The organism is Bradyrhizobium sp. STM 3809 (genome assembly GCF_000239795.1).
In the GTDB taxonomy this organism is placed as follows: domain Bacteria; phylum Pseudomonadota; class Alphaproteobacteria; order Rhizobiales; family Xanthobacteraceae; genus Bradyrhizobium.
Map to the genome: position 1 here is coordinate 1 of NZ_CAFJ01000139.1, position 8,546 is coordinate 8,546.

An 8,546-nucleotide genomic window follows, 5' to 3' on the forward strand; every position below is an offset into this window, starting at 1 on the left:
TGCGCCCTTCTGTTGAAAGGGTGCGCCTAAGAGCAAAGCTCGGACGCGCAAGCGCGCCGCGAGGCTGCGGAGTTGCGCCGAGCGCTCAAGACCAAGGAGCGAGCGCCGCGGACTGGCGCTCCCCAGGGAAACGGCAAAGCCGACGCATTCAATAGATCGCGTCCATCTGCGGAGGACCAGCAGTGGTGTTCTTCAAGGTCCTTCCGCAGCAGGCCCGGGAAGATGGAACGACCTCGAACGATCGACCACTTCGGCCGCGCGCCTCACACTCATCTGCCACCGTCAGCCTCACTGCAAGGCGCCCTCGCCGTACATCCGCTCGACATGCCGCAGCCCCGGAGTCAGTTGAGCGCCTGCCAGCGCAGGCCGCTCTGATAGCGATGCGATACGCGGCCCTGGTCCGAGATCGCGTAGAGGTGCACCCAGCCATTGTCGACGAGATCGCGCACGCCGGCGTTTCCAGCGATGACGCGCTCGATCGCGTCCAACGGCGCCTCGATCAGCACCGTCAGCCGCAGCGGCTCGTGCACGAAGCGCGTGCCGTCGTGGACCGATTGCCAGGGCAGCCCGACCTTGAGATCGCCGGCATTGCCCTCGAGCACGCCGATCGTGCCGGCGACATTGTGCAGCACCTTGTTGCCGGCGCCGAACGCGGCGTTGTTGACCGTCGAGCCGTAGTACTGAAGGCTGATCCAGCTCGCCACCACCATCGGCGCCGTCATGATCAGTTGCAGCGTGGCGAAATCCTTGTCCTGCCGCCAGTCGTAATCGTGCAGGAAGGCGCGGCCCTCGAGATCGATGCCCCGGGTGCGCGCGCGCGGCGCCGCGATGAAGCTGGCGTTGCCGGCAAGCCCCCATTCCGGCCGCACCTGGGCCCAGTCGCGGCTGCGCTTGACGACATTCTGCTCGGCGTCGCCCCGCGGCGGGATGCCGAGCAGCGCCGCGCGCTCCAGCCGGGTCAGCGAGGTCGCCTTCGCCAGCAGTTCCCGCAACCGCCGCAGATCCTCGGCATGGGTTGCCGGCAGACGATCGAGATCATAGAGCCTGATCTCGTCGGTGGTGGTGTCGTGCAAGGCGCCGAGGAAGAACGAATCCCGGGGAATGTCGATGCCGCGCTCGCGCAGGCCGACGCGGACGTCGGGATCGTTGAGGATGGCGGCGGCGACGCGCGCATTGGCCTCGCCGGTGTTGCCGCCGCAGGCGCCGCAATCGAGCCCGGAGGCGTGCGGATTGTTGACCGTCGTGCTGCCATGGCCGGTGAGCATCACGAGCCGCGCGAACGGCCCGGTCATCGACATCGCCCGCAGCACGGCCTCGGCCATCGCCACACGCTGCACCGGATCGAACCCGGTCTGCCGCCCGCCGACGATGCTCGGCGTGATCCGCGGACCGAGCCGGCCGATCACGGCATCGTCCAGCCCGTCGGTGTTGGGATCGTGCACCGTGCGCGTCACAGCGAGGCTGTCGCTGAGGATCTTGCCCGCGAACAACAGCCCGGCGGTTTCGACATAGATGAAGGACGACACCGCCGACAGCTTGAACGACTTCCACGCCTTGCGCGCCCGCCGGCGCAGCAGGCGCATGACGAGAATCTCGGAATCCTCCTCTTCGGAGGTTCCGCCGACCGCCTCGCAGACCGTGAATTGCGGCCGCAGCAGCACCGGACAATGCGCCCGGCCGACGACGTGGCCGATCGGCACGAACTCGATCGGGAAGCCGAAGAAGCCGGCGAAGCCGACGGTCTCGACGGACTCGCTGACCGACTCCATCGCCCGCCGATACACCTCGGATCGCACGTCGATGCAGAACGCGGCCTGCACCTCCGGACGCGCGGCGGCCGCGCGGCCGCCCGGCGGCTGCGCGAGCCGTTGCAGCAGGCGGCGCCGGAACGCGATCTCATAGGACTCGTGCAGCACCATGTTGATGCAGAGATCGGGATCGCCGCCGAGCCTGTCGTCGAGCGGCGGCAGCGCCGCCTGCTCCATCGCACGCCGCCAGGCCTCGCGAAACGCGCTGTCGTTGCGCTGGGCAAACAGCGTGTAGCCCCAGACGACACGGATCGCGAGCAATTGCTCCAGCGTGTCGTCGCGATCGCCGGCGAGCTCGTGGTTCCACATCAGGTAGCGCGCATAGGCGGCCCAGCCGCCGATCTCGAGCAGCGCCTGGTGCAGATAGTCCTCGATCGCGCGGTCGGGCACCCCGAGCCGCTCGACCACCGTGGCGATCGCCGCGACGTAGTCGTCCGGCAACTCCGCGACGAGTTCGCGAAAGCGCGCGATGCCCATCGCCTCGGGATTGCGGTCGTAGCGCACGCTGGCGCGCCAGGCGGCGTAGGGGCGCAGGCCGCGCCAGGGCATCCGCCACACCGATTGTCCCTCGTCGAAATAGGCCGCGCACCAGCGCGAGATCTCGTCGGTCATGAAGGCCGTGCGGGCGACGTGGCGGTCGCCGGCGGCAAGCTCGTTGAGCACCTCGGCAACGGTCGCGACCACGGCGGGATGCTTGCGCGCGGTCTGATCGCTGCCGGCGAGCTTCAGCAACTCGGCGACATCGGGCGGAAGGCGCCAGTCCGCGGGCGCGGCGGCGAGCGCGGCGGCGAGGTCCGCCTGCTCGATCGTGCCGTTGCGGATCGCCTCGCGGTAGAAGGCGCGCGGCATCAGCGTCTCGATGCGCGCGACCCGGTGCAAGGTCGCGCAGGTGGCATGGAAGCTCTGGCCGCAGAAGCCCAAGAACGGGTTGACCGCGACGAAGTTCTTCAGCGGCCACAGCGGGGCGATGCGGCGGCAGGCGCCCGCGATCGCGGACTCCAAAGCAGGCGTCGGGGCGACGGCGGCAGCAGGCGCGTCGAGGTCGATGACATCGCTCATGGGTGTTCCCTCAGCACGATGGGCAGGGCAAGCGGGGCGGATTTCGGCGCGGGACCGGGCCAGTAGTGCAGCACGAGGCGGTTGGTGATGGTGTTGACATAGAAGCCGTTGGCGACGTGCACATACAGCGCCTGCCAGCGCGGCTCGGTCGCCTGCCTGGGCACGAAGCCTTGCAGGAAGGTCACGGTCGCGAAGGACAGCACGACCAGCGCGACGATGACGATGCCGAGCGGCCCGCGCAGCGCCTCGGTCTTCGGCAGCGCGGCGGCGAACAGCTGCTCGGCGGCGAGTTGCAGGCCGAAATAGGCGCCCGCCACGACCGCCGCCAGCAGCAGCGTGCGCAGCACGACATAGGCGTTCGGGCGCTCGTCGATGCCGTTGGCGACGAGGTGGATCAGGCCGAGCAGCAGCACCGCGCCGAGCGCGAACACGCCGGGCTGGCGCGCCGGCGTCGCGCCGGTCAGCACGCTGAACAGCAGTGTCACCATCAGCACGCCGGCGATCGAGATGATCAGCCGGAACGGATGCGGCTTGCCGCCGGGGCTCGGCGTCCACGATGCCCGGGCGATATCGATCACGCTGCCCGAGGACAGGAAGGCATGCGCCTTGTAGAGCGAGTGGGCGACGATGTGCAGCAGCGCCGCCGCGAACGCACCGAGGCCGCATTCGAGCATCATGAAACCCATCTGCGCGATCGTCGACCAGGCGAGCGACACCTTGATCGAGGTCTGCGTCAGCATCACCACCGAGCCGAACAGCGCGGTGAAGCCGCCGACCACGGCGAGCAGGTCGAGCGAGGTCAGCGACAGCGTGATCACGTCGGTGAAGCGCAGCACCAGGAAGCCGCCGGCATTGATGATGCCGGCATGCAGCAGGGCCGAGACCGGCGTCGGCGTCTCCATCACCTCGATCAGCCAGCCATGCACGGGGAATTGCGCCGACTTCAGCAGGCCGGCGAACACCATCAGCACCGCCGCGATCTGGATGCCCATCGGCACCGCCCCTTGCGCATGCATCGCCTTGGCGGCGGAGAACATCGCCTGATAATCGAGGCTGCCGAAGGCGCCGTAAAGCAACAGCATCGCCGTCACCAGGAACAGGTCGCCGAGCCGGCTGGCGAGGAACTTCTTGCGCGCCGCGATCACCGCCGCGGGGCGCTCGGCATAGAACACCAGCAGGCGATGCAGCGCGAGGCTCGTCGCCGACCAGGCCAGCGTGAACTGCAGCAGATTGCCGGAGATCGCCAGCGTGAGCACCGCCGCAAGCGTCAGGCACATCAGCCGGATGAAGCGGATCTGTCCGGGATCGCCGTCCATGTAGGTGAAGCTGTAACGCAGCACGATGATTCCGATGAACGAGACGAGGCAGAACATCGTCGCGCTGACGCTGTCGAGATACAGGCCGAAGCCGACGCCGCTGACCGCGAGCGCGGGCGTATGCAGCGCGCCCATCAGTCCGACCTCGAGCGCGGTCGCGAAGGCGACGGCGCAGGCGAGCCCGGACGCGAGGCCCGCGATGCGGTTCATCGCCTGGTGCGAGAGGGTCGGCCGGATCGACGGCGCGAGATAGGCCGCGAGCAGCGCGGCGGGTCCGGAGAGGGCAAGCCAGAGCGCGGAGGTCATCATCGGCGGACTCCCGTTGTCCCGAGGAAGCGAGAAGGTTCGCGGGTGGTGATGTCGGCCGCCGTGAACAGCGGCAGCGGAGCGGCGGTGTCATCGGCGCGGAAGACCGTCGGGCCGGACGGCTGTCCGCCTGTCCGCTGCGCCGCATCTGCGATCGCGAAGTCGGCGCCGAGATGCGCGGCGAGCGCCAGATCGTCGGCACTGCCGCAGGCCGCGCCCCACAGCGGCACGGCCGGCCGCGTCGCGCAGCGCCGCAGGATCGCGGCACTGGCGACCGCGCCATGCGCGCCGGCGCGCCGGGCTTCCAAGGCCGTGCCTTGCAGCAGCACACGCACGCCGGCAACCGCAGCGATGGTCCTGTGCACCAAGCTGGCCTGCTGGCCGGATGCGCAGTGCGGCGCGCTCAAGAGGATCAGCCCCGCGCCCTGGTCGCGCGCGGCGGCCGCGGCAGCGATCGCGCGGGTGGGATCGTGGTCATCGATGCGGGCCAGCAGACGCGGCAGGCCGAGCGCGAACATCGCGCGCCTGTTGCTGGGCAGCAGCGGCGCCACCGCGGGCGCGCCGGGATCGACCCAGGCGAGGCGCTGGCCTTCCCTGCCCTGCGGCGTGCCGCGCCAGGCCTCGATGTGGAACAGGTGCAGCCGCACGCGCTTGGTCGGAAACGCATGCACGTAGTTCAGCCAGGGACGCAACGCCGTGGCGTGGAGGCCGATCTCCTCGCCGAGCTCGCGTGCCGCCGCGGCCGCCGCGCTCTCGCCGGGATCGATCTTGCCGCCGGGCAGCTCCCAGAAGCCGGCCGCCACCTGCCGCGGCGTGCGTTCGGCGAGCAGCACGCGGCCGGACCCGTCCCGGACGACCGCGACCGCGACATCGATGACCGGCGAACCCATCTGCGCGCCTCCGTCGTCGGCGGATCAGCTGACGGTCCACGCCGCAGCCAGCACGGCGGCGCGCCGCGCATAGTCGATCTCGGCCGGTCCGGGCGATGCGCCGTCGCGGCCGCGCAGGGTGATGTTGACGAAGGTGCGCGCGAAGCCGAGATCCGGAAACAGGCGCGTCTCCTCGGACAGCACCGCCAAGGCGTCGAGGAACTCGCGCGTCTGGGCGTAGGACGCGAACTCGTAGCGACAGAACAGCGACGGCGGATGGCTCACCGATTTCCACGCGTCGGGCAGCTCGATGGTGGTCTGCATGTTGGCCTCCCTGGGGGAATGAGTCAGCCGCCGCTATTGCGCGGCGACCTCATCGCTCAGCATCTCGCCCTGCGGATACAGCGGCAGAATGTGCTCGACCTCGCTGTGCGGGCGGGCGATGATGTGCGCGGCCGCAAGGCCATCGCCGACGCGCTCGCAGGCATCGGCGCCGGCGCGCACTGCGGCGTTTACCGCGCCGGTCTCGCCGCGCACCATCACGGTGACATAGCCGCCGCCGACGAACTGGCGGCCGATCAGCCGCACCTCGGACGCCTTGGTCATCGCATCCGCCGCCTCGATGGCGGGCACGAGACCGCGCGTCTCGATCATTCCCAATGCTATTCCGAACCGCTCGCTTGCCATTGTCCTCTCCTGTTCAATCTCGATGTGGTCTGCTGCCGCGCGCCGCTATTCGGCCGCGGGGATGCGCGGCATGCTCTGATCCTCGAGGCGGGTCATGCCCGGCCGCGGCAAGACGTGCTCGACCTCGATATGCGGGCGCGCGATGATGTGCGCGGCCGCGAGGCCGTCGCCGACGCGCTCGCAGGCATCGGCACCGGCGCGCACCGCGGCGTTGACCGCGCCGGTCTCGCCGCGCACCATCACCGTGACATAGCCGCCGCCGACGAACTGGCGGCCGATCAGCCGCACCTCGGAGGCCTTCGTCATCGCGTCCGCCGCCTCGATCGCCGGCACCAGGCCGCGCGTCTCGATCATGCCCAGCGCAATTCCCATCTTCTCGGTCGCCATCTGTCGTCTCCTCCGCTTCGCTCGATGTTGATCTTCACTCACGACGGCGTTCCATCAGGCGCGCCAGCGTTCCTCGCTCCAGTCGTCGATGATCCCGCCGATCGTCAGATCGGTCGTGATGTTCGGATTTCCTGCGGCGGCGCGCGCCGCGGAGTAGCCGATGGTGATGACGTAATCGCCCGGCTTGGTGCCGATCGGATCGACCACCACGTCGAGATTGCCGGCGGGATCCTCGACCACGCGCAGCGATTTCGAGGCGAGCCAGAACACCCGCTTGGTGGTGACGAGGTCGCGCACGACGCGGCTAATCTGCATTGGCCACCACCTTCTGCGCGGCGCGGCCGGCCGGGTCGTCCCAATAGTCGATGATGCCGACGATGGTCAGATCACTCGGGAAATCCTTGCTGCCGGCGGCGTCGCGCGCGGCCGAGCTGCCGACGGCGATCACCCAGTCGCCGGGCTTGCAGCCGACCGGATCGACCGCGACCTGCTTGGCGCTGCTGCCGCGCTCCTTGACCACGAGCAGGCGACGGTTGAGCAGCCCGGGAATGCGGGCGGTGGCGACCAGCGTGCCTTCCACTTGGCAGATCTTCATCGGTGGACCTCCGGTGGCGCGTCGCCATGCGACGCCGTCAGATCGATCGGGGAGAGCACGCTGCCGTCGGCGGCGCGCAGCACGGCCGCGACGCAGAGGTCGCCGCGCGCAGCGAGCTCGCCATGACGCGCGGTGACCGCAGCGGCGAGACGCCGCGCGCGCTGCGCAGCCGCGTCCGCGGCGCCGGGAATGCGCGGGTCGAAACGGATGTGCACCAGCACCGGCACCGGCAGGCCGTAGGCGGCGTGATGGGCGCGCAGGATGCGGATGCCGACGTCGAGATCGGCCGCGCCCTCCTCGACCGTCTGCATCTGCGCCTGGAAGGCCAGGTTGCGCAGCTGCAGGTCGTCGACGGGATCGCCGACCACGATCAGCCGCTCGGTATGGCCGGCGTCGGCGTAGCGGCCCTGGTGCCAGTCGCGCACCGCCTCGACCTGGCCGAAATTGTTCTTGAGCAGATAGCCGCAGAACCAGCGCATCCCCTCGGTCGCGGTATCGTCGGCCGGGACGCCGGCGCAGGCGGCGACGGCATCGCGGATCGCGTCCTTGGCGCCGTCGCGGGACAGATGCGCGGTCGCGTCATACAGCGCGCGGCTGTCGGCATAACGGCCGATGTCCATCCGTCCGGCGGCATCCGGCACATGCACGCGGATCGCGTCGGTATCGGTGTCGACGCCGATCAGCAGGGTCGCGATCGCCGCGTCCGGGCCGTGCAGCGCGCGCACGGCCTGTGCGAGCTGATCGAGCCGCTCCAGCAGCGCACCGGCGGCGCGTGTATCGTCGCTGCCATGCGCGGCGCAGCCTTCGTGGCCGGGCGCGACGCTGCTGAGATGATACACGCCGATCTTGAGGAAGCGCGTGCGCGCCTCGGCGGCGTTCGGCCAGCCGTCGCGCCAGCGCCGCAGCTCGACGCTCTCCCAATGGCGGACGGCATGGGCGACGTCGAACATCGCACCGGCATGCGACTCGCGGAAGGCGATGATGCTCGGCGGCACCCGCAGGATGTAGTCGGTCAGGCCGCTCAGCCGCCCGTCGGCGCAGGGCGTGATGTCGATCGCATGAAAGCCCCAGCGGCGGATCAGCGCATCGGCGGGCTCGCCGTCGGAGAATTGCGCAAGGCCGCGGTCGAAGGCGTGCGCGATCAGCCGGCAGAACGTGCCGAGCACGCAGCGCGCATGCAGGCCGCGCAGGTCGAGCGGCGCGGTCCAGCTCGCCGCCAGCGCCTTGCGCGGGATCTCGAGCTGCAGCTTTGCGTGCAATGTCGCGGCCGCCTCGTCCGCGAAGCCAGGTGCAAATTGACGCGGCGCGAGCGCCTGCAGGGTCGGCGCGATCGCACCGAACGACGCTTCGATCTCCTCGGCACGACGGCGCAGCGCGAGGCTTGCGGCGTGATCGGCGAGCGGATGGCGCCCGGCGGTCCGCTCCTGCGTCAGCGCCGGCAGCGCGTCCCAGCCGCGCGGCTGCGGACGTGCCCGGAAGCGCGGACCGGCCGCGGCGGCGCGGCGCGCCGCATGGAGTG

The 8,546-nt window shown here is 70.1% G+C and carries 9 protein-coding genes; all 9 read right to left on the reverse strand.

Annotated features, from left to right (window positions below; genetic code table 11):
• Nucleotides 1–341: 341 nt before the first annotated feature.
• On the reverse strand, nt 342–2,867 hold the full coding sequence (locus tag BRAS3809_RS07150; protein ID WP_008961417.1) for a YbcC family protein: 2,526 nt from the start codon (nt 2,865–2,867) through the stop codon (nt 342–344).
• On the reverse strand, nt 2,864–4,492 hold the full coding sequence (locus BRAS3809_RS07155) for an NADH-quinone oxidoreductase subunit L (protein WP_008961418.1): 1,629 nt from the start codon (nt 4,490–4,492) through the stop codon (nt 2,864–2,866). The genes BRAS3809_RS07150 and BRAS3809_RS07155 overlap by 4 nt, the downstream gene beginning before the upstream one ends.
• Nucleotides 4,489–5,379, reverse strand: a complete 891-nt coding sequence (locus tag BRAS3809_RS07160; RefSeq protein ID WP_008961419.1) for an NUDIX domain-containing protein — start codon at nt 5,377–5,379, stop codon at nt 4,489–4,491. The genes BRAS3809_RS07155 and BRAS3809_RS07160 overlap by 4 nt, the downstream gene beginning before the upstream one ends.
• Nucleotides 5,380–5,403: 24 nt before the next feature.
• Entirely contained in the window at nt 5,404–5,682 is a 279-nt protein-coding gene (locus BRAS3809_RS07165) for a 4a-hydroxytetrahydrobiopterin dehydratase (RefSeq protein WP_052523377.1), read from the reverse strand.
• 33 nt (nt 5,683–5,715) lie between these two features.
• Nucleotides 5,716–6,045 carry an alpha-carboxysome major shell protein CsoS1 gene (csoS1, locus tag BRAS3809_RS07170; RefSeq protein ID WP_083839062.1) on the reverse strand — a complete coding sequence of 110 codons (330 nt, stop codon included), beginning with the start codon at nt 6,043–6,045 and terminating at the stop codon, nt 5,716–5,718.
• Between the two features lie 45 nt (nt 6,046–6,090).
• The gene (csoS1, locus tag BRAS3809_RS07175) at nt 6,091–6,432 is read right to left on the reverse strand and encodes an alpha-carboxysome major shell protein CsoS1 (RefSeq protein WP_035655638.1); all 342 of its coding nucleotides are present in this window, start codon (nt 6,430–6,432) and stop codon (nt 6,091–6,093) included.
• Nucleotides 6,433–6,486: 54 nt separating this feature from the next.
• Nucleotides 6,487–6,747: a carboxysome peptide B gene (locus tag BRAS3809_RS07180; protein WP_008961423.1), complete on the reverse strand. Its 261-nt coding sequence runs from the start codon at nt 6,745–6,747 to the stop codon at nt 6,487–6,489.
• Complete coding sequence (csoS4, locus tag BRAS3809_RS07185) at nt 6,737–7,027, reverse strand: alpha-carboxysome shell vertex protein CsoS4 (RefSeq protein ID WP_008961424.1); 291 nt, start codon at nt 7,025–7,027, stop codon at nt 6,737–6,739. The genes BRAS3809_RS07180 and csoS4 overlap by 11 nt, the downstream gene beginning before the upstream one ends.
• Nucleotides 7,024–8,546 (reverse strand): carboxysome shell carbonic anhydrase (locus BRAS3809_RS07190; protein WP_052523379.1); only part of this gene is annotated, 1,523 nt, incomplete at its 5' end. The genes BRAS3809_RS07190 and csoS4, both read right to left, overlap by 4 nt.

What these genes read in the sequence shown, in the direction of transcription:
- csoS1 (WP_035655638.1), bottom strand. Translation starts at nt 6,432, where the DNA reads ATGGCGACCGAGAAGATGGGAATTGCGCTGGGCATGATCGAGACGCGC.
- BRAS3809_RS07160 (WP_008961419.1), bottom strand. Translation starts at nt 5,379, where the DNA reads ATGGGTTCGCCGGTCATCGATGTCGCGGTCGCGGTCGTCCGGGACGGG.
- BRAS3809_RS07165 (WP_052523377.1), bottom strand. Translation starts at nt 5,682, where the DNA reads ATGCAGACCACCATCGAGCTGCCCGACGCGTGGAAATCGGTGAGCCAT.
- BRAS3809_RS07180 (WP_008961423.1), bottom strand. Translation starts at nt 6,747, where the DNA reads ATGCAGATTAGCCGCGTCGTGCGCGACCTCGTCACCACCAAGCGGGTG.
- csoS1 (WP_083839062.1), bottom strand. Translation starts at nt 6,045, where the DNA reads ATGGCAAGCGAGCGGTTCGGAATAGCATTGGGAATGATCGAGACGCGC.
- BRAS3809_RS07155 (WP_008961418.1), bottom strand. Translation starts at nt 4,492, where the DNA reads ATGATGACCTCCGCGCTCTGGCTTGCCCTCTCCGGACCCGCCGCGCTG.
- csoS4 (WP_008961424.1), bottom strand. Translation starts at nt 7,027, where the DNA reads ATGAAGATCTGCCAAGTGGAAGGCACGCTGGTCGCCACCGCCCGCATT.
- BRAS3809_RS07150 (WP_008961417.1), bottom strand. Translation starts at nt 2,867, where the DNA reads ATGAGCGATGTCATCGACCTCGACGCGCCTGCTGCCGCCGTCGCCCCG.